General features: G+C 72.8%; 12 protein-coding genes and 1 tRNA gene. 4 read left to right on the forward strand and 9 right to left on the reverse strand.

Annotated features, from left to right (window positions below; all coding sequences use genetic code 11):
- Positions 1-33: 33 nt before the first annotated feature.
- The 3 genes from OG490_RS20820 (at position 34) to OG490_RS20830 (ending at position 3,273) form a co-directional block, all read left to right on the forward strand.
- Positions 34-1,245, forward strand: a complete 1,212-nt coding sequence (locus tag OG490_RS20820) for a DNA polymerase III subunit delta' (protein ID WP_330297810.1) — start codon at positions 34-36, stop codon at positions 1,243-1,245.
- Between the two features lie 280 nt (positions 1,246-1,525).
- Entirely contained in the window at positions 1,526-3,094 is a 1,569-nt protein-coding gene (locus tag OG490_RS20825) for an alpha/beta hydrolase (protein ID WP_330297811.1), read from the forward strand.
- A 105-nt stretch (positions 3,095-3,199) separates the two neighbouring features.
- Positions 3,200-3,273, forward strand: a tRNA-Thr gene (locus OG490_RS20830).
- A gap of 327 nt (positions 3,274-3,600) precedes the next feature.
- Here OG490_RS20830 and OG490_RS20835 read toward each other — a convergent pair.
- Positions 3,601-3,801, reverse strand: a complete 201-nt coding sequence (locus tag OG490_RS20835; protein ID WP_330297812.1) for a hypothetical protein — start codon at positions 3,799-3,801, stop codon at positions 3,601-3,603.
- Positions 3,802-4,179: 378 nt separating this feature from the next.
- Between OG490_RS20835 and OG490_RS20840 the strand changes: the two genes are divergently transcribed.
- Positions 4,180-4,407 carry a hypothetical protein gene (locus OG490_RS20840; protein WP_330297813.1) on the forward strand — a complete coding sequence of 76 codons (228 nt, stop codon included), beginning with the start codon at positions 4,180-4,182 and terminating at the stop codon, positions 4,405-4,407.
- An 8-nt stretch (positions 4,408-4,415) separates the two neighbouring features.
- On the opposite strand, the gene OG490_RS20845 is transcribed toward OG490_RS20840, so the two are convergent.
- The 8 genes from OG490_RS20845 to OG490_RS20880 form a co-directional block, all read right to left on the reverse strand.
- Positions 4,416-7,391, reverse strand: coding sequence for an AfsR/SARP family transcriptional regulator (locus tag OG490_RS20845; RefSeq protein WP_330297814.1), 2,976 nt, complete (start codon positions 7,389-7,391; stop codon positions 4,416-4,418).
- Between the two features lie 215 nt (positions 7,392-7,606).
- Complete coding sequence (locus OG490_RS20850; RefSeq protein WP_330297815.1) at positions 7,607-8,572, reverse strand: hypothetical protein; 966 nt, start codon at positions 8,570-8,572, stop codon at positions 7,607-7,609.
- A 144-nt stretch (positions 8,573-8,716) separates the two neighbouring features.
- On the reverse strand, positions 8,717-9,538 hold the full coding sequence (locus OG490_RS20855; RefSeq protein WP_330297816.1) for a 4'-phosphopantetheinyl transferase family protein: 822 nt from the start codon (positions 9,536-9,538) through the stop codon (positions 8,717-8,719).
- A 115-nt stretch (positions 9,539-9,653) separates the two neighbouring features.
- Positions 9,654-10,487, reverse strand: a complete 834-nt coding sequence (gene ddaH, locus OG490_RS20860) for a dimethylargininase (RefSeq protein ID WP_330297817.1) — start codon at positions 10,485-10,487, stop codon at positions 9,654-9,656.
- 86 nt (positions 10,488-10,573) lie between these two features.
- Entirely contained in the window at positions 10,574-11,890 is a 1,317-nt protein-coding gene (locus OG490_RS20865) for an MFS transporter (protein ID WP_330297818.1), read from the reverse strand.
- Positions 11,887-19,080 (reverse strand): amino acid adenylation domain-containing protein, encoded by a 7,194-nt coding sequence (locus OG490_RS20870; protein WP_330297819.1) that lies wholly within the window; start codon positions 19,078-19,080, stop codon positions 11,887-11,889. Before OG490_RS20870 ends, OG490_RS20865 begins: the two co-directional genes overlap by 4 nt.
- Positions 19,081-19,094: 14 nt before the next feature.
- Positions 19,095-20,090 (reverse strand): TauD/TfdA family dioxygenase, encoded by a 996-nt coding sequence (locus tag OG490_RS20875; RefSeq protein ID WP_330297820.1) that lies wholly within the window; start codon positions 20,088-20,090, stop codon positions 19,095-19,097.
- A gap of 7 nt (positions 20,091-20,097) precedes the next feature.
- Positions 20,098-20,310 (reverse strand): MbtH family protein, encoded by a 213-nt coding sequence (locus OG490_RS20880; protein WP_330297821.1) that lies wholly within the window; start codon positions 20,308-20,310, stop codon positions 20,098-20,100.
- Between the last annotated feature and the right edge of the window lie 26 nt (positions 20,311-20,336).

The raw sequence follows: 20,336 nt of genomic DNA on the forward strand, positions 1-20,336 counted from the left end.
CGGACGGTAGTCGAGGGAAAGGCGGTGGGCGGGATGCCCGTATGGGACGACCTGGTGGGACAGGAGCGGGTCCAGACGCAGCTGGCCGCCGCCGCCCGCGACGCCGACGGCCTGGTCACCGCCATCGAGGCGGGGACGGAGCCGCCGGCCTCCTCGAAGATGACGCACGCCTGGCTGTTCACCGGACCGCCCGGCTCCGGGCGGTCCACCGCCGCCCGCGCCTTCGCGGCCGCCCTCCAGTGCACCAGCCCCGACCGGGCCCTGGGCGGTGAGCCGGGCTGCGGGTTCTGCGACGGCTGCCACACCACCGTGATCGGTACGCACGCCGATGTGGAGATCGTGCGCACCGATCAGCTGTCGATCGGCGTGAAGGACACGAGGGCCCTGGTCCGCCGGGCGCAGCTCTCCCCGGCCGTCGGGCGCTGGCAGGTCATCGTCCTGGAGGACGCCGACCGGCTCACGGAAGGCGCGGGCAACGTCCTGCTCAAGGCAGTGGAAGAGCCCGCGCCGCGGACCGTGTGGCTGCTGTGCGCGCCTTCGCTGGAGGACGTGCTGCCCACCATCCGCTCCCGTTGCCGGCACCTGACGCTGCGCACCCCGCCGGTGTCCGCCGTCGCCGAGGTGCTGGTCCGGCGCGACGGCATCGAGCCGAGCGTGGCGCAGGCCGCGGCCCGCGCGACACAGGGCCACATCGGCCGGGCCCGTCGGCTCGCCACCGACGAGGCGGCCCGCTCCCGGCGGGCCACCGTGCTGAGACTGCCGATGCGCGTCGATGACGTGGGCGGCTGCCTCAAGGCCGCCCAGGAGCTGGTGGACGCCGCCGCCGAGGACGCCAAGCAGGTCGCCGAAGAGGTGGACACCAAGGAGACCGAGGAGCTGAGGTCCGCGCTCGGCGCCGGAGCCGGTACGGGCGGGCGGATGCCGCGCGGCACGGCGGGCGTGATGAAGGAGCTCGAGGACCGCCAGAAGCGCCGCCGCACCCGCACCCAGCGCGACAGCCTCGACCTGGCCCTCACCGATCTCACCGGGTTCTACCGCGACGTACTGGCCCTGCAGCTCGGCTCCTCGCTGGCCATCGCGAACGAGGAGATACGGCACGACCTGGACCGCATCGCCCGGGAGTCGGGCCCCGAGCGCACCCTGCGGCGCATCGAGGCGATCATCGCGTGCCGACAGGCGCTGGACCGCAATGTGGCCCCGCTGCTCGCGGTCGAGGCGATGACCATGTCCCTGCGCGCGGGCTGAGGCGGCCGACCCGGGCGGGGTGGGCCGGGCGGGTGGGCCGGGATCGCGACCCCGCACGGCTCCCCGTGACTCCACAGGGCTCCCCGTGACTCCACAGGGCTCTCCACGACTCCGCGGGGCTGCACCTGCCGTTGGCGGATTCACCCGTTCGAGCGGTCCGGAGGGTGTCTCCGGGACCCCGTCGGTCCGTGCGGGACGCAGGGCCGCCCCCGGGCGGCGGTCCGCCGCCCGGCGTGGGGCCCGAAGCCTCCGGGACCCCCGCAGGCCGTAGGCTCCGGGGATGGACACCAGTCGCCTGCTGCGCACCACCGGGACCGTGATCGCCGCCGCGGGGCTGTTGCTCTCCGGATGCACTTCGGGCGGTTCGGGGGGCCCGAAGGCCGCCGCGTCCTCCCGCGGGGATTCCGCCGCCCCCTCGGCCCCCGCGGCCGCGACCCCGGCCGCGCTGCGCTCGTACTACGACCAGAAGCTGAGCTGGCGCGACTGCGGTGTTCCCGGCTTCGACTGCACCACCATGAAGGCCCCGCTGGACTACGAGCACCCCGAGGCCGGCGACGTCGACATCGCGGTGGCCCGCCACAAGGCCACCGGCCCCGGCAAGCGGCTCGGCTCGCTCCTGGTCAACCCGGGCGGTCCGGGCGGATCCGGCATCGGATACCTCCAGGCCTACGCCGGCATCGGGTACCCGGCGCAGGTGCGTGCCGCCTACGACATGGTCTCCTTCGACCCGCGCGGCGTGGACCGCAGCAGCCCCGTGGAATGCCTGACCGGCCAGGCCATGGACAAGTACACGCAGGTGGACCAGACCCCGGACAACGCGGCGGAGCGCGCCCTGCTCGTGGCGGCCTTCAAGGAGTTCGCGGCCGCCTGCCAGGCCCACTCGCAGCGGGTCCTGCCGCACGTCTCGACCGTGGACGTGGCCCACGACATGGACGTGCTGCGCGCGGCCCTGGGCGACGAGAAGCTGAACTACGTCGGGGCCTCGTACGGCACGTTCCTCGGGGCGACGTACGCGGACCTCTACCCGAGCCGCGCCGGCCGGCTGGTCCTGGACGGGGCGATGGACCCGTCCCGCCCCGCGCTCGAACTGAACCGGGACCAGACCGAGGGCTTCGAAACGGCCTTCCGCGCCTTCGCCGCCGACTGCGCGAAGCAGGCCGACTGCCCGCTCGGCCAGGGCAGCCCGGACGCGGTGGCGCAGCGGCTGAAGGAGTTCTTCCGCAAGGTCGACGCCCAGCCGGTCCCCACCACCGACCGGGCCCGCCCCGCACTCGGCGAGGCCCTGGCCACGACCGGGGTGATCGCCGCGCTGTACGACGAGAACGCCTGGCCGCAGCTGCGCGAGGCCCTGACGGCCGCGAACAACGGCGACGGCAACGGCCTCCTCGCGCTCGCCGACAGCTACTACGAGCGCGAGCCGGACGGCAAGTACGCCAACCTCATGTCCGCGAACGCCGCGGTGAACTGCCTGGACCAGCCTCCGGCCTTCGACGGCCCAGAGGCGGTCGACAAGGCGCTGCCCTCCTTCGAGAAGGCCTCCCCGGTCTTCGGCGCGGGCCTCGCCTGGGCCTCGCTGAACTGCACGTACTGGCCGGTCAAGGCCACCGGCACGGCCCGCGCCCTGACCGCGAAGGGCGCCCCGCCGATCGTGGTGGTCGGCACCACCCGCGACCCGGCGACCCCGTACAAGTGGGCCCAGGCCCTGGCGGGCCAGCTCGACTCGGGCGTCCTGCTCACGTACGACGGAGACGGCCACACCGCCTACGGCCGCGGCAGCGACTGCATCGACTCGACGATCAACCGCTACCTCCTGGAGGGCACCCCTCCGACGGCCGGCAAGAAGTGCTGACCCACCCCCCGGAGGCCGGTTCGGGGCACCCCGTTTAACCCTGTAGACTTGGCGCCGCTGCTGATGAGAGCCTCCTTCCAAGGAAATTCTTGTCTTCCCAGCGGTGCCGCCTTAGCTCAGCTGGCCAGAGCAACGCACTCGTAATGCGTAGGTCTCGGGTTCGAATCCCGAAGGCGGCTCTGTAGAACCCTCAGGACTCACTCGCCGTGACCTGGGGGTTTTGCTATTTCCGTTCAAGGAGGAGCCCCTTCGTGCTGATGCCGGAGGGGCTCCTGCGTGAGCGTGGGGGGCGCGGGTCATCGGCCGGACGACGGTGAACGCCGCGGGATCGGATCAGCCCCATCTCCTGGTTCGAAGCCGTGAGTTCGTCCGCAGCCGCATGCCGCTTCTGATCGTCCTGGCGTTGGTGCTCGAGCACTGGCTCAGTACCGTCGCCAGCAGCTCCACGGCCTCGCGGGTGCCCGGGCCGCGAAGTCGGCGTCCCCTCCAGGTGGAGGGGTGGGGCCTCACCTGGGGGCGATGTGTTTTCTCGTCATGCGGGACTGCCATGCCCAGCGGGCGAGCCCGCCGACGGCGAGGGAGGTGATGATGGCGCCCCAGCCGATGACGTGGGGGAGGCCGGGGAAGAAGGCGAAGGACTCGGCGATGGCGGCGCGGCGGCGTTTGGTTTTCCAGGCGGGGTCTTCGGGGGTGGGCTCGGCGGTCATGAGTGGCTCACTTCGTGATGTGGTGGCACTGGCTGACCCGGCGCACGCCGTTGATGTTGATGTGCGCGCTTGCCGTAGCGGGGCAGCGTCTGGGATGCGTTCTCGCGCATCGCGTGGCCGCGGTGGCGAGAGTGGCAATGATCCGGGCCCCCGAGGGGCAGTCCACTGTGAAGATTGATCAGCGGATTGGCATGCTGACTGCCCGTAACTACCGCTCTCGGGCGCCGATCACGTGCGTGAGCGATGTGTGAGCGGGGCGTTCGTCCGAGGGGGTGTCCCAGGGGGGATATAGGGGTTGCGGGATTCGGCGTCTATCCGGCGTAGATCGACGATTGCGAGAGTTTCACTCATCAGCCCCTCGAGTGAACGGTGACTCAAGTGAAGCTCTCCTTCCAGTCCCTGATCGTCCGCACCACCGCCGCCGTTGCTGCCGCCGGATGCGCCGCCGCGCTGGCCGGTGTGCTCACCGTGGGTTCGGCGGACGTGGAGGTCCGGGCGGATGGGGCGACCGGTGGGACGACGGCGCCGGTCGCCCCCGGTACGACGGTGATCTCGGGCGGTGCGGGTGGTGGCCAGAGCCCCACCGAGTGGAACAGCAAGGGCTGAGCCTTCGGTCAGCCCTCCAGGGCTGCCATCAGTTCCTTCGCCTGCGTGGCTTCGGGAAGACCCAGCCGCGTGAAGACCGCGTACGCTTGACGGGCCCGCGCCAGGGCCGCCTCCTGGTCGCCGAGGTCGCAGAGGGTGCGCCCCAGGGCCAGCAGGGAATGCCCCTGATCGCGTTCGGAGCCCAGCTCCTCGCACAGGAACAGGGCCCGCCCGGCCTGGATCAGAGCCTCGTCGGCCCTGCCCATGGCCCGCAGCGTGTCCGAGAGACGGAACCGGGCCTGCGCCTCCTGGCCCCTGATGCTCGCCGCCGCGCACACGTCCAGGCAGCGGGTGTAGCTGGAGACGGCGTCCGCATGACGGCCCAACTCGTGCAGGGCCAGGCCCTGTACGCACAGGGCGTACGCGATGCCGTGGTGGTCGGACACTGCTTGCAGTGCCACGAGTGCTTCTTCGCAGACCAGCAGGGCCTCTTCCGCACGGCCGCTCCGCAGGCGTGCTTGCGCCGCGTTGAGCATGGTCGCCAGTTCGCCCGAGCGCTGGCCCAGCTCCCTGGCCAGGCCGATCGCCTGGTCGTAGTAGCGCACAGCGTCCTCGTAGCGGTGCTGGAACTGTGCGATCAAGCCCCGATCGTTGAGGGTTTGGCGGAGGATGACCGTGTCTCCGGCCCGCTGGCAGGCTTCGGCCGCGAGACGGGACTGCTCCTCGGCCTCCTCCAGTCGGGTGTTCTGCAATGCGGCGTTGCCGCACACGAACCGGGCCCGGCCCGCGGCGTGGTCGTCGCCCCGCAGCGCCGCCGCTTCGGCCACCGTACGCGCCGCCGCGGCGAGCTGGCCGTAGGGGATGTCCTTGCCGAACGGGCTGAGCGCGATGACCAGGTCGGTGGCCGCGCGCAGGATCCGCGGGTCGCTGCCCGCCGGGGCGCGGGCGGCCAGCATCACCGCGTTGGAGACGCAGTCGAACTCCGTGGTCACCCAGGCCCGGGCGTCGGCCAGGTCCGTCAGCAGCGGACCGGGGACGGGGCTCGCGGCGAGGAAGACGCCCACCGGGTCGCCCGGCACCATCTGCTGGAACGCCGAGCAGCCGCCGGCCAGCAGGAAGTCCAGGAACCGGGCCAGCGCCAGGGCGCTCGCACCGGCGTCCTCGCCGAGCTGCAGGGCGAAGGCCCTGACCAGGTTGTGGTAGCGGTAGCGGCCGGGTACGGGCGCCTCCAGCATGGCGGCGTCGACCAGTGATTCGAGCAGGTCCTCGGCGTCGTCCTCGTCGAGGTCGAGTGCCGCCGCCGCGGCGGCCAGCCCGATGCCCGGCTGGGTCATCGGGGCGAGCAGCCGGAAGGCGCGCGCCTGCTCCTCGGTCAGCTGGTGGTAGCCGAGTTCGAAGGCGGCGGCCACGGCCAGGTCACCGGCGCGCAGTTCGCCGATGCGCCGGCGCTCATCGGCCAGCCTCCCGGTCATGGTCTCGACCTTCCACCGCGGACGGGCGGAGAGCCGCGCGGCCACGATGCGCACGGCGAGCGGAAGGTGCCCGCAGGCGGTGACCAGCTCGACCGCGGCCTCCGGTTCCTCCGCGACGCGGTGCTCGCCGACGATCGCCGTGAGCAGGGCTATCGCCTCGCCGGTGGCGAAGACGTCCAGGTCGGCCTGGGCGGAGGTGGAGAGGCCGACCAGCCTGGCCCGGCTGGTGATGATCACCGCGCACTCGGCGGAGCCCGGCAGCAGCGGTCTGACCTGTGCGGGGTCCCTGGCGTTGTCGAGCAGGAGCAGGATGCGGCGGCCGTCGAGCAGGGAGCGGAAGAGCCGGGCGCGGTCCTCCGTGGCGTTGGGGAGGCCGTGCCCGGGGACGCCCAGGGCGGTGAGGAGGCTGCCCAGTACCGTCCCGGGGTCGGCCGGATCCAGTCCGTTGCCGCGTAGATCGGCGTAGAGCTGGCCGTCGGCGAAGTCCTGCTTGGCCCGATGGGCGACCCGGAGCGCCAGCGTGGTCTTGCCGATGCCGCCCATGCCGGTGACCGAGGCAACCGGGAGAGAGGTGCGTTCGGGGTTGGTGAGCACCTGGCACAGCCGTTGCACCGCGTCCGAGCGGCCCGTGAAATCGGGTGTGTCGGCGGGGAGCTGGGCGGGCCTGAGAGGGGCGGGCGGGGCGGTGGGCGCCGGGGTGGGGGCGGCGGTGTCGTCCGGTTCCCGGGCTTCGGCCCGCGCGGGGGCGGTGGCGCGCCTCTGGGTGGGGACGGACAGCAGCGGGTCGCCGCCCAGCACCCGTTCGTGCAGGGCGGTCAGCTCGGGGCCCGGATCGACGCCGAGCTCCTCGGCCAGGACGTGGCGGGCGCGGGTGAACACCGCCAGTGCGTCGGCTTGCCGGCCCGACGCGTACAGGGCGCGCATCAGGAACCCGTACGGCCGCTCCTGCAGCGGGTGTTCCTGCGTGTAGGCGGTGAGGTCCGGGATGACGAAGGTGTGCCGGCCCTGTTCGAGGTCGTGCTCGAAGCGCTCCTCGATCAGCCCCAGGCGCATTTCGGTCAGCCTGGAGCGCTGCTGTTCGGCGAACGGTCCGGGGACCCCGGCCAGGGGCTCGCCCTGCCAGAGGTCGACGGCCTCGGTCAGCAGCCGCCCGCACTCGTCGTCCTCGCCGACCGCGCGGGCCTGCGCGGCGTCGGCCGCGAGCTTCTCCGCGCGGTGCACGTCCAAGGCGAGCGGCGGGACGTGCAGTTGGTAGCCGTCGCGCAGCGACACCAGGATCTTGGGGGCGGCGCGGTCCTCTTCCAGGGTCTGCCGGAGCCGCCACGCGTAGGTGCGCAGGCTCGCCAGGGCGGAGTCCGGGGCATCTTCGCCCCAGATCGCGGCGATGAGGTCGTGGGCGGACGCCGCCCGTCCGGAGCGCAGCAGCAGGGCGGTGAGCAGTGCCTGCTGCTGCGGAGACCGGGTGGCGAGAACGGTCTCGCCCCGATGTGCGCGCACGGCTCCGAGCACGCTGAACCGGATCTCCGCCCCCATGGCCCCTGCTTTCTCTCGCCGCACCGGCGGTGGCGCCTGTGGAACGGTCCGGTCTGACCGTTCCGGCGTCGTGACGACCGGAAGTCGATTGTCACATGAGGAGAAATTATGAAGAGAGCATGACGAATTCCGGACATAGGGAGATCCACAACGTGACCGACCCATGTCTTGACAGGGAAGTCGCGAATATTTGTGCTCTTTATGTCCTTTGTGGGCTATTCATCGATCAATACCACCCGCACCACATACGGGAGGATGTGCACGGCCCACGGATCGTGGTCCAGCAGAACGGCGACCGGCGTCCGGCCCAGAGCCCGCAGTGCCTCCGCGGGGCGCACCCAGCGGACGGCGCCGGAACCCATGCCCCCGCCACCACCCATGCCCCTGCCGACACCCGTGCCCCCGCCGACGTCCCCACCCGCCGCCGGTGCCTCCCGGTCCGCGGTGATCTCCGCGATGGCCGGGAGCCGCGCGGGCGCGTGACCGGACGGCGCCACCGTGTCCGAGAGCCGGGCGGCCAGCGCGCGCTCGGCGGCGGCACGCAGGGCCGCGGCGGGCGTGGCGCCCGTCGCGAGGACCGTGGCGGGGCCGGTGCGGACCGCACAGGCGGGGACGGACAGCAGTCCGGACAGGTCGTGGGCGACCAGCTCGCCCGCCTCGTGCAGGATCCCCAGCAGCCGGGTGCCCCGCTCGTCCGTCTCGCAGGCCCGCAGGTCGAGCCGGGGCACGCGCGTCGCGGGGTCGGCCAGCCGCAGCGCGAGCAGCGCCTCGACGTGCTGGGCGAGCCCGGACTCCAGCGCGTCCAACCAGGTGAGACCGGCCGCCGCACCGACCGGGGGCCGCGAGGGCGGCTCGCGATCCGGTACGGGGAAGGCCTCGCCGGCCGGGACCCTGCGCAGCGCCCCGGTGACCAGGTCCAGTCCCCAGGCGAAGGGCTCGCCGTCGGGCCGCGCGAGGCGGCGCCGGTCGATCGAGAGCATCCCGTAGCCGGCGAGACCGGTGAGCACCGCCGCCAGCCGGGCCGATTCCGGGACCCCGGCGACCCGTAGGCCGAAGGCGGCGGGGAGCCGGGTGTCAGGATCCGTCGCCACGTCGATCCGGCGGAGCAGTTCGGCGGCGTCGACGGTCGCGCCGCCTTCGCGCGCGAGGAAGGCGGCGCGGGCCGTCGCCTCGGTGTGCACGGGGGCGGGTGTGGCGGTCGCGCATGTGTCGTCAGTCGGCCGCGTCAGCATGCGGTGGCTCCAAATCTCGGCGGGCGGAAGGACCTCCTGGGTCACATGAAAGGCGAGGGGGATACACACCCGATATCCCTCGGCTCTACGGCTCTACGGCTCTACGGCTCCACGGCCCTCCGTCGCTTCGTGGGAGGGGGGAGTCGTGGCGAGGGCGACGGCCGCCGCGTAGCCGGGCTGGGCGGTGACGTCCGACAGCGTCCAGCCGGGCACGTGCCCCGGCCAGGGCCCGGCTCCGACGTAGCTCTCGGCGGCCGGGACGCCCAGTCCCGTGCCGGTCCCCTTGAGGTAGGCCTCCTTGCGGCACCAGCAGCGGGCGAAGGCCGCCGGCCGATCGGCTGCCGCCACCCCGGACAGCTCCACCCGCTCCCGGGGATGCAGCACGGTGCTGATCTCGTCGGCGACGGCCAGGTCGACCAGGCGCTCGACATCGACCCCGACCGGTGTCGCGGCGAAGGCGAACAGCACGAGGTCGCCGCTGTGCGCGAGCGAGAAGTGCAGGTCGGCGCCGGGCACGTACGGGCGGCCGTGCGGTCCGACGCACAACGGGCAGGGCTCCCTGCCGAAGACGACGGCGGCCGGATCCCTCCCCAGGTAGCCGCCGAGCAGCCGCCGCAGGCCGATGTGGGCGGTGGCGTAGAGATCCCGGTCGTCGGGCTTGCGGTACGAGGCGTAGCGGGTGCGTTCGGCGGCGTCGAGCATCGCGTACCCGTCGGCGATCGACGCGCGGTGCTCGGCGAGCCGCAGCTGCCACAGTTCCGGACCCGTGCCCGGCGGGGTGAGCACGGCCGGGAGCGGTGCGGTGTCCAGGGTGCGCGGGACGAGCGGTGTGAGCGGTGTGAGCTGCGTGAACGGGGTGAACGGGGTGGGTGCGGTGAGCGGTCCATGTCCTGGGGCATGGTCTCGCCGAAGCATTACGGACATCAGGCCTCGCGGTCAGTACACGGGTGCAGGGCACGGATCGGAATCAACGGTGGATCGGGCGCGGCTCGGGCCGGGGGCTCGGGCCGGGCGTCGGCTCGGGCGTGGCTCAGGCGGCGCGGTCGCGGATTTCGAGCGTGCAGCACTTCACGCTGCCGCCGCCCTTGAGGAGCTCGGACAGGTCCATCCCGATCGGCTGGAAGCCGCGCTCGCGCAGCTGCTCCATGACACCCGTGGCCGCCTCCGGCAGGACCACGTGGAAGCCGTCGCTGACCGCGTTGAGGCCGAACACCTCGGCGTCGGCCTCGGACACCAGGATCGCGTCGGGGAACAGGCGCTGCAGGACGGCCCGGCTGCCCGGCGAGAAGGCCTCCGGGTAGTACATGATCTCGTCGCCGTCGAGCACGGTCAGCGCGGTGTCGAGGTGGTAGAAGCGCGGGTCCACCAGCTCCAGGCCGACCACGGGCCGCCCGAACAGCTCCTGCGCCTCGGCGTGCCCGTCGGGGACGCTGCGGAACCCCTTGCCGGCCAGCAGCCAGCTCGTGGTGGTGAGGAAGTCGCCCTCGCCCTCGTTCACGTGGACCGGGTTGTGCGTCACCTGGTAGCCGCGCTCGCGGAACCACTCCAGGTACGCGGGGCCTTCGGCGGCCCGCTCCTCGTTGCGGAACCGGGCTCCGAGCACCTTGCCGTCCACCACGGTCGCGCCGTTCGCCGCGTACACCATGTCGGGGAGTCCGGGCAGCGGGTCGATCAGGTCGATCTGGTAGCCCAACTCCTCGTACAGCGCCCGCAGCCGCTCCCACTGGGCGACGGCCAGGCCGGAGTCCACCGGCTTCGCCGGGTCCATCCACGGGTTGATCGAGTACGTCACGTCGAAGTAGGTCGGGCGGCACATCAGGTAGCGGCGCGGACTGGGCGTCCGGACCTGCGTCGACTGGCTCATGGTGCTCCTTCGGTGAGAACGAGGGGTGAAAGGTGTGGTCGGCCCGGGAGGCCGGAGGCCCGGGGGCAGAGGGGCAGAGGGAAGGGTCAGACCCGGGACGGTCGGTCGTCCGCCGCGCGCTCCGGGAGGTCCCTCAGTGCGCGGATCGGGCTCAGCAGCAGGAGGAGGCCCGCGGACACGAGGACGCCGGCCATGGCCCAGATCGTGGCCCTGCTGCCGATCGCCTCTCCCAGGTATCCGCCCAGCAGGGCGCCCACCGGGATGGCGCTGTAGTTGATGGTCGACGCGCTCGCCCTGATCCGGCCGAGCAGCTCCGGCGGGCAGTAGGACTGGTAGAAGCTGCCCATGATGACGTTCCCGGCGACCACACCGGCGACCGCGACGGCCCAGGCGAGCACGGACAGCGGCAGCGGCAGCTGATCGCCGGCGAACGGCAGCAGGAAGATGAAGGGGGCCACGACCAACTCGCAGAACAACAGGCCGCGCGCGGTGCCGAAGCGCAGCGCGATCCGGCGGGCGAGGGCCGCGCCGGCGAGCCCGCCGACGCTGACCGCCGCGAACACGGCCCCGATCCCTCCCGCGTCGAGCCCCACGCTGCGGACGAGGAACACCGTCTGGACGGCCTGGATCCCGTTCAGCGCGAGATTGCCGAGGGCGCCGAAGCAGCCGAGCCTGAGGAGGTACGGATCGCCGACGACGAAGCGGACCCCCTCGGCGATCTCCCGCCTGATGCTGCGCCGTTCGGCGGTCGCCGGGCGGGGCGTCTCGGGCACCTCGATCGACCTGAGGAAGAGCGCGGAGACCAGGTACGAGCATGCGTCCACGAGCAGGCCGGCGACGGATCCGAAGACCTGGGAGATCAGGCCCGCCACTCCGGGCCCTGCGACGTCGGCGGCGGATTCGCCGCTGCGGAACTTGACGTTCGCCTCCAGCAGGTCCGCCTTGTCGACGAGCGAGGGCACCATCGCCGAATAGGCGGTGCTGAAGAAGACCTTCGCCGTGCCCGACAGCACGGCCACCACCAGCAGCTGCCCGAGGGTGAGGATCCCCAGCCAGGCGGCCAGCGGCACGCTGGCGTAGACCGTCATCAGTACGAGGTCGCAGGCCAGCATCACCTTCCGGCGGGGCCAGCGGTCGACCCAGGCCCCGGCCGGCAGTCCGATGAACAGCCACGGGAGCCAGGCCGACGCCGTCAGGACGCCCATCATGACCGGGCTCGCCTTCAGCACGACCACCGCCACCAGGGCGAGCGAGACGTTGCCGACCGCGGTACCCAGACCGCTGGTGACCTCTCCGATCCACAGCTTGCGGAAGTTGGGCTCGGCCCAAAGGCCCCATCGGCCGCGGGTCTTCCCCGGGACGGCCGGTTCGACGGAGGCAGGTTTGACGGTGGTCCCGGTCATCGCAGCGCTCCCGCGGTCTCGGCCGGGTTCTCGGCCGGGTTCTCGGCCGGGTTCTCCGCCGGATTCCCGGTCGGGTTGCCGGCCAGGTTCTCGGCCAGGTTCTCGGCCAGCACGGATCCGATCAGGGCGATCGGGCCCGGCTGGGTCATCGCACCGTGCTCGCAGTCCAGCCGGTGGCTTTCGACCCGGCCGGTGACGTACGCCGACCAGGCCTCCTCGTAGGGCCAGTTCTCCGGTTTGTCGAGGGTGGCGCCGAAGAACACGGCGTCTCCCCGGTAGCGCCCGGGGACGTGCTCGTTCAGCAGCCGGTGGTGGTGCGCGAAGACGCCGGGCAGGGTGTGCGCCGCCTCACCGAGTACGGCTTCCAGCCCGGCGAAGCCCGGGGTGGCGGCCGGGTCGTGCCCCAGCGAGGCCAGCAGGGCGGCCCAGGTGTCCGAGGGCTCGTCGGCGACGGGCGTGCGGATCTCCTCCGAGACGGCGGGATAGCCGTCCAGCAGGGCCAGCAGGGCCACTTCCTCTCCCTCGGCCTGCAAGCGGACCGCCATCGCGTGGGCGACGACTCCGCCGAAGGACCAGCCGAGCAGGTGGTAGGGGCCGGCCGGCTGGACCGACCGGATCTGCCGCAGGTAGTCGGCGGCCATCTCCTCGACGCTCGCCGGCGGTGCCCCCTTCAGCCCCCTGGCCTGGAGGCCGTGGACCGGGCGGTCGGCGCCGACGTGCCGCAGCAGGCCGGAGTAGACCCAGCTGATCCCGGCGGCCGGGTGCACGCAGAACAGCGGCTGCTGCGAGCCCTGCGGGCGCAGCGGCAGGAGCACGTCGAGCGGGTCGCCCGAGCGGTCGGCCCCGGGATCCAGCTCCAGCCGACGGGCGAGTTCCGCCACGGTCGGGAACTCGAACAGGGCCCGGATGCCGACATCGGCGCCGAGCTCCGAACGCACGAGGCTGAGCAGTCGGGTGGCGAGCAGCGAATGCCCGCCGAGTTCGAAGAAGCTGTCGTCGATCCCGACCGCGTCGAGTCCGAGGACCTCGGCGAACAGCCCGCACAGGAGCTCCTCCGCCGGCGTCCTGGCGCCGCGCCGGGAGGACACGGCCGTGTAGTCCGGCGCGGGGAGGGCCTTGCGGTCCACCTTGCCGTTCACGCTCAGCGGCATCGCGTCGAGGACCACCACCGCGGACGGCACCATGTAGCCGGGCAGTTCCGCCGCGGCGAACCCGCGCAGCTCGGCGGCCAGGGCGGGGTCCCCGGTGACCGAAGTGCAGTAGGCCACCAACCGGCGGTCGCCGGTCCGGTCCTCGCGGGCCACCACCACGACCTGGCCGACGTCCTCGTGGCGCCCCAGGGCCGCCTCGACCTCGCCCAGCTCGATGCGGAAACCGCGCAGCTTCACCTGGTCGTCCACGCGGCCCAGGAAGTCCAGGCCGCCGTCGGAACGCCAGCGCACCAGGTCGCCCGTGCGGTACATCCGCTCCCCGGCGGCGAACGGGCAGGCCACGAAGCGTTCGGAGGTCAGCCCCGGCCGGTTCAGGTAGCCGCGGGCCAGGCCGATGCCGGACACGTACAGCTCACCGGGGACCCCGGCCGGTACCGGCTGGAGGCGGTCGTCGAGCACGTACGTCCTGGCATTGGAGATCGGTCCGCCGATGGGCGGGGCGTCCGAGCCGGAGAGCGGGCCGCTCATCGTGGCGCACACGGTCGTCTCCGTCGGACCGTAGGCGTTGATCAGAGTGCGGCCCACCGACCACTTCGCCACCAGCTCGCCCGGGGTGGCCTCGCCGGCGACCATCAGCACGCGGATCGAGGGCAGTTGGTCCGGTGACATCACGGCGAGCGCGGCGGGCGCGATGATCGCGTGGGTGACCCGGTGCTGCGCGATGAGCCCGGCCAGCTGTTCGCCGGCGGCCAGCCGCTCGGCCGGTGCGAGCACGAGGGTCGCGCCGGTCAGCAGGGCCATCACCGTCTCGGCGAGGGCGGCGTCGAAGCTGGGCGAGGCGAACTGCAGCATCCGGTCGCCCGGCCCCATGCCGACCCGTACCGCCAGGGAGTCGACGAGGCTGCTCACGCCCACGTGGGAGACCATCACTCCCTTGGGGCGGCCGGTCGAGCCCGAGGTGTAGATGACGTACGCGCGGTGTGCGGGCAGCAGCGGGCCGGTCCGGTCGGCGTCGGTGGGGTCGGCCGCGGTCGGGTCGGTCGCGGCGGCGTCGCCCTCGCGCGAACCCGGCGCGCCCAGGCCCGACAGGGTGTCGAGCAGCAGCACGGGGGCCGTGGTCCCCTCGGGGACGGCGTGGGCGCTCTCCGTGGTGGCCAGCAGCAGGGCCGGGCCGCAGTCCTGGAGCATGTGGGTGATGCGCGCGGCCGGGTAGCCGGGGTCGACGGGCAGGTAGGCGCCGCCCGTCTTGAGGACGGCGAGCATCGAGACGACCATCTCGACGGAGCGGCCCAGCACCAGTGCGACGGTCCGCTCGGGGCCGACACCGCCGTCGATGAGCAGGTGCGCGAGGCGGTTGGCGCGGGTGTTGAGCTCCGCGTAGGTCAGCTCGACGTCTTCGAAGACGAGAGCCGTCGCCTCGGGGGTCCGTGCGACCTGCGCCTCGAACTGCGCGGGCACCGTGCCGGACGGCACGTCGGCGGCGGTGTCGTTCCATTCGGTGAGGATGCGCCGGCGCATCGCGGGGGACAGGATGTCCGCCGAGCCGATCGGCAGCGCAGGGTCCTCGGCCACCGCGCGCAGCAGCCGCTCCCAGGCGGCGGCCAGCGTCTCGGCGGTGGAGGCGTCGAACAGGTCGGTGGCGTATTCGAGGGCGCCGCCGATACCGGCCGGGGCGCCGTCGGCGCCGTGGTGCTCGGTGAGGTTCGCGGTGAGGTCGAACTTGGCGCCGGCGGATCCGGTGGACTCGTACCGCGCGGTGACGCCCGGGAACTCCAGGGTCGCCTCGGCGGTGTTGTTGAAGGCGAGCATCACCTGGAAGAGCGGGTGCCTGGCCAGCGAGCGGACCGGGTTGAGCTCCTCCACGAGCCGCTCGAAGGGGACGTCCTGGTGGGCGTAGGCCGCCAGGTTCGCCTCCCGGACCCGGGCCAGCAGTTCGGTGAAGGTCGGCCGGCCCGAGAGGTCGACGCGCAGGACCATGGTGTTGGCGAAGAAGCCGACGAGGTCGTCCAGGGCCTCGTCCATGCGTCCGGCGACGGGCGCGCCGATCGGTATGTCCTCGCCGGCGCCGAATCGGTTCAGCAGGGTCGCCAGCGCGGCCTGCAGCACCATGAACAGGGTGACGCCGTTCTCCTTGGCCAGCCCGGTCAGCCGTGCGTGCAGCGCGGCGTCGAGGGCGAGGGGCACCACGGCGCCCCGGTACGAGGCCACGGGCGGGCGGGGCCGGTCGGCGGGCAGCGCGAGCTCGTCGGGCAGCCCGGCCAGGGCGCCCTTCCAGAAGGCCAGCTGGCCGGAGAGGAGGCTGGCGGGGTCCTCGTCGGAGCCCAGCAGGTCCCGCTGCCACAGGGTGTAGTCCGCGTACTGCACGGGGAGCGCCGCCCAGCCGGGTGCGCCGCCCGCGCGGCGGGCCTCGTAGGCCTCCGCGAGGTCGCGGAAGAGGGGGTCCAGGGACCAGCCGTCGCCGGCGATGTGGTGCAGCACCAGGACCAGTACGTGCTCATCGGGTCCGCAGACCCGCAGGTAGGCGTGGAACGGCAGGTCCGTGGCGGTGTCGAAGACGTGGGCGGCGGCCTCGGCGACCGTGCCGCCGGACCGGGTGAGCAGGGGGCGGGAGGGTCCGTCCAGCACCACCTGGTGCGGGACTCCGCCGGTCTCGTGGAAGACGGTGCGCAGGGCTTCGTGCCGGGCCACCACGTCACCGAGCGCGGCCTCCAGGGCCGCCGTGTCCAGGTGGCCGCTCAGCCGCAGGGCGAGCGAGACGTTGAAGGCGGAGCTGGGCCCTTCGACCTGTCCGACGAACCACAGGCGGCGCTGTGCGAAGGACAGGGGGAGCGCGTCGGGGCGGTCGAGGGGCCGCAGGGCGGGGCGGGTCCGGCCGCCCGGTATCCGGTCGCCGAGCTCGGCGACCGTCGGGGCCTGGAACAGGTCCGCGATGCCCATCTCCACGCCCAGGACCGACCGGGCCCGGCTGGCCAGCCGGGTCGCCAGCAGGGAGTGGCCGCCCAGCTCGAAGAAGTCGTCGTCGATGGAGACGGAGCCGACGCCGAGCACCTCGGCGAACAGCCCGCACAGGATCTCCTCGCGCGGGTCGCGCGCGGACCGGCCCCGGTCGGCGGTCGCCGTGCCGGGGACGGGCAGGGCCTTGCGGTCGACCTTGCCGTTCGCGTTCAGCGGCAGCGCGTCCATCACCACCACCGCGGACGGGACCATGTAGACGGGCAGCGAGGCGGCGGCGAACCGGCGCAGCTCCACGGCCAGTTCCGGCACCTCGGCGGAAGGCGTGCAGTAGGCGACGAGCCGCATGTCACCCGGGCGGTCCTCGCGGGCGATCACCATGACCTGCCCGACGCCTTCGTGGCGTCCGAGGAGGGCCTCGATCTCGCCGAGCTCGATGCGGAACCCGCGCAGTTTCACCTGGTGGTCGACCCGGCCCTGGAACTCCAGCACGCCGTCGGCGCGCCAGCTCACCAGGTCGCCGGTCCGGTACATCCGCTCCCCGGCGGCGAACGGGCAGGCCACGAACCGCTCGGACGTCAGCGCGGCGCGGTTCCAGTAGCCGCGCGCCAGCCCGGCGCCGGCCACGTACAGCTCGCCGGGCACACCGGCCGGGACCGGCTGCAGCCGGCCGTCGAGAACGTAGAGCCGCATGTGGTCCAGCGGGCCGCCGATCGGGACCCGGGTGCCGGCCAGGTCCGGTGCGGTCAGCTCCTGGAAGGTGGCGAAGGTGGTCGCCTCGGTCGGTCCGTAGACGTGGGCGAGGAGCAGGTCCGGGCATGCCTCGAGGACGCGGCGCATCAGGCTGGGGGAGGCGGCCTCGCCGCCGGTGGACACTGTGCGCAGCCCCGCGAAGGCCTCCGGGTCCTCCTCGGCGATGACGTCGAACAGGGCCTTGGTGAGGAACATGCCCGTCACCCCGTGCCGGTCGACCGCCGTGCGCAGCTCCCGGGCGCCGAGTCCTCCCGGGGGTGCGACGACGACCGTCCCGCCCGACAGCAGCGGCACCCACAGCTCGTAGGTCGCGGCGTCGAAGGCGTGCGGGGAGTGCAGCAGGATCCGGTCGTGGGACCCGTCCGACCAGCGGTGGTCCGCGGCCAGGTCGGCCACGTCGCGGTGGCGGACGGCGACGCCCTTGGGCAGGCCCGTGGATCCCGAGGTGTACATGACGTAGGCGAGCTGGTCCGGGTGGACGGTGACGTCGGGGGCCGAAGACGATCCGGCGGACCGTGCGTCGGGGAGTGCGTCCAGGGGCGCGTCCGGCAGGCCGACCCACCCGCCGTCCACGAGGCGCACCACGTGGGCCGCGTGCTCGAAGCCGACCTCGGCACGGTCCGTCAGCAGGACCGCGGCGCGCGTGTCGGCGACCACCAGGGCCATGCGCTCCGGCGGGAAGCTGGTGTGCATCGGCACGTAGGCGCCGCCGGCCTTGGCGACGGCCAGCGTGGCCACCACCACCTCAGCGGAGCGCTCCATCAGCATCGCCACCGGGGTCTCGGGGCCGACGCCCAGGGCGACGAGGTGGTGCGCGAGCCGGTTCGCCCGCGCGTCCAGCTCCGCGTAGCTCAGCCGGACGTCCCCCGCGACCGCGGCGGCCGACGGCGTACGGGCCGCCTGGCGCGCGAACAGCTCCGGAAGCGAGGCGGCGGGCCGCGGCAGCGGCGCCGCCGACTGCGGGGCGTTCCACTCGGTGAGGATCCGGGACCGCTCCTGGGCGTCGAGGACGTCGATGCGCCCGATGGGGGCGCCCGGGTCGGCCGCCGCGCCGGACAGCAGTCGGCCGAGCCGTGTGCACAGGGCCTCGATCGTGCCCGGGTCGTACAGGTCGGCGGTGTACTCGACGGAGCCGGCGATCCCGGCGGGGGCGCCGTCCGCGCCGAAGACCTCCTCCATGCCGATGTTCAGGTCGAACTTGGCGACCCGCATGCCGATCGGCTCGGACGAGGCCTCCACACCCGCCAGGTCGAGCCGCGCGGGATCGTTGTTCTGCAGGACCAGCATCACCTGGAAGAGCGGGTGCCTGGCCAGCGAGCGGACCGGGTTGAGCTCCTCCACCAGGCGCTCGAAGGGGACGTCCTCGTGGGCGTGGGCCTCCAGGTGCGTCTCGCGGACCTGGGCCAGCAGTCCGGCGAACGTCGGGTCGCCCGAGGTGTCGGTGCGCAGGACCAGGGTGTTGACGAAGAAGCCGACGAGGTCGTCGAGCGCGTCGTCGGAGCGGCCCGCGACCACGGACCCGATCGGTACGTCCGTGCCCGCGCCCATCCGGGTCAGCAGCGCCGCCAGGCCCGCCTGGAGCACCATGAACAGGGTGACCCGGTGGGTGCGCGCCACTTCGAGCAGCGCGGCGTGCAGTGCGGGGCCGAAGCGGAACGCGTGGGCGTCGGCGGACGGGCCGAGCACCGGCGGCCGGGGGCGGTCCGTCGGCAGCGTCAGCTCCTCGGGGAGCCCGGTGAGGTTGGTCCGCCAGTAGTCGAGTTGCCGCGACAGCAGGCTGTCGGGGTCGGTGTCGCTGCCGAGCAGCTCCCGCTGCCAGGCGGCGTAGTCCGCGTACTGCACCGCCAGCGGCTCCCAGCCGGGAGCCGTGCCCGCGCACCGCGCGGTGTAGGCGGCTGCCAGGTCGCGCAGGAAGGGGCCCTGCGACCAGCCGTCGCCCGCGATGTGGTGGAGCACCACCAGCAGGACGGACTCCCCGGCGCCGAGGTCGAAGACCGTGACACGGATGGGGAGTTCGGTGCGCAGGTCGAAGGTGGTGGCGGCGGCCGCGTCGCGCAGCGTCGGGTAGTCGCCGGGCGTGCAGCGGACCGTCTCGAAGCGCGGGCGCGCCTCGTGGGACGGCACGACCTGCTGGACGGGGACCCCGGCGAGGACCGGGAACACCGTGCGCAGGGCCTCGTGCCGGTCCACGACGTCGGCGACCGCCTCCCGCAGTGCGGGGATGTCCAGTTCGCCGCGCAGACGTACTGCGAACGGCAGGTTGTAGAGCGGGCTCGGACCCTCGATCTGGTCGATGAGCCAGAGGCGCTGCTGCGCGAACGAAACCGGAATCACGATTCTTCCTTCACTTACACGGAGGTGGCTGCGGGGAGCACGCTCGGCTTGCAGTCCAGGAGTTCGACGGGCTCGCCCATCACGACGGCGATCTTGCGGTCGCCGCTGAAGGGGTCGCGGCCGTGGGCGGCGAGGATGTTGTCGACGAGCATCACGTCGCCGACCTCCCACTTCTCGCGCACGGTGGCCGCCGCGTAGGCCGCGTTGATCTGCTCGACGTCCTCCCGGGTGAGCGGCTCGCCGTCGCCCAGGCCGGTGTTGAAGGGCAGGCCGTCCGAGCCGAACAGCTCGGTCATCGCCTCGCGGATGTCCGGTTCCAGGGACCACTCGTTCCAGAACGCCATGTGGTTGAACCAGACTTCGGCGCCGGTGACCGGGTGGGTGATCGTGCCCGGACGGAGCTGGCTGGTGCGCAGCGATCCGTCTTCGCGCCATTCCATGGAAATGTGGTTCTCGGCGCAGTATTCGGCGACCTTCTCCGGGTCTTCCGTGGAGAAGGCGGTGCGCCAGTCGAGCGAAACGTATTCCGAGTAATTGCGGGTGAGCGTCCAGCCGTGGGACTTCATGCGCTCGACGAGCCGCGGCGGGAGGGTGCGGAGCACCTCGCGGACGTCGGCGACCGGGGTGGCGCCGCCCACCGGCGGGGCGATCAGGCAGGCGAACAGCAGCAGGCCGGGGAAGGTCAGCGTGTAGCTGTTCTCGTTGTGCATGTGGATCGACTGCGCGGCCGGCAGGTCGGTTGACGAGGAGACGCCGTTGCCGAAGTCGCTGCGCGGGGTGGCCTTCTCCCGGTACGGGGTCCGCGTCGGGACGAGGATGTCGCGGATCTTCGCGACGTCCGCGCTGTCGGCGACGGGCAGCCCGCGCAGGAACACCACGCCGTGCTCGTGCAGGCCCGCCCGCAGTGCGGGGGCGGCCTGCTCCAGCCAGGCACAGGCCTGGTCCATGTCGGTGAGGCCCGATACCCGCGTCAGCGCCGGTCGGCCCGGGTTGATCTCCCAGTTCAACATGGCCCGATCACTGCCGCTCGAGCGTCGCGACGAGGCTGGCGGGACGAATGTCCGTCCAGTTCTTCTCGATGTAGGCGAGGCAGCCCTGGCGGGTGTCCTCGCGGTGCGTGGAGAACCAGCCCTCGGGCACGTCGATCCAGGCCGGCCAGAGCGAGTGCTGGTTCTCCTCGTTCACGAGCACGAGGTACTTGCTGTTGTCGTCTTCGAATGGGTTCGTCATGGTGGTGCCTCCTTGTTGATGCGAAT

Source organism: Streptomyces sp. NBC_00503 (assembly GCF_036346895.1).
Classification (GTDB): domain Bacteria; phylum Actinomycetota; class Actinomycetes; order Streptomycetales; family Streptomycetaceae; genus Streptomyces.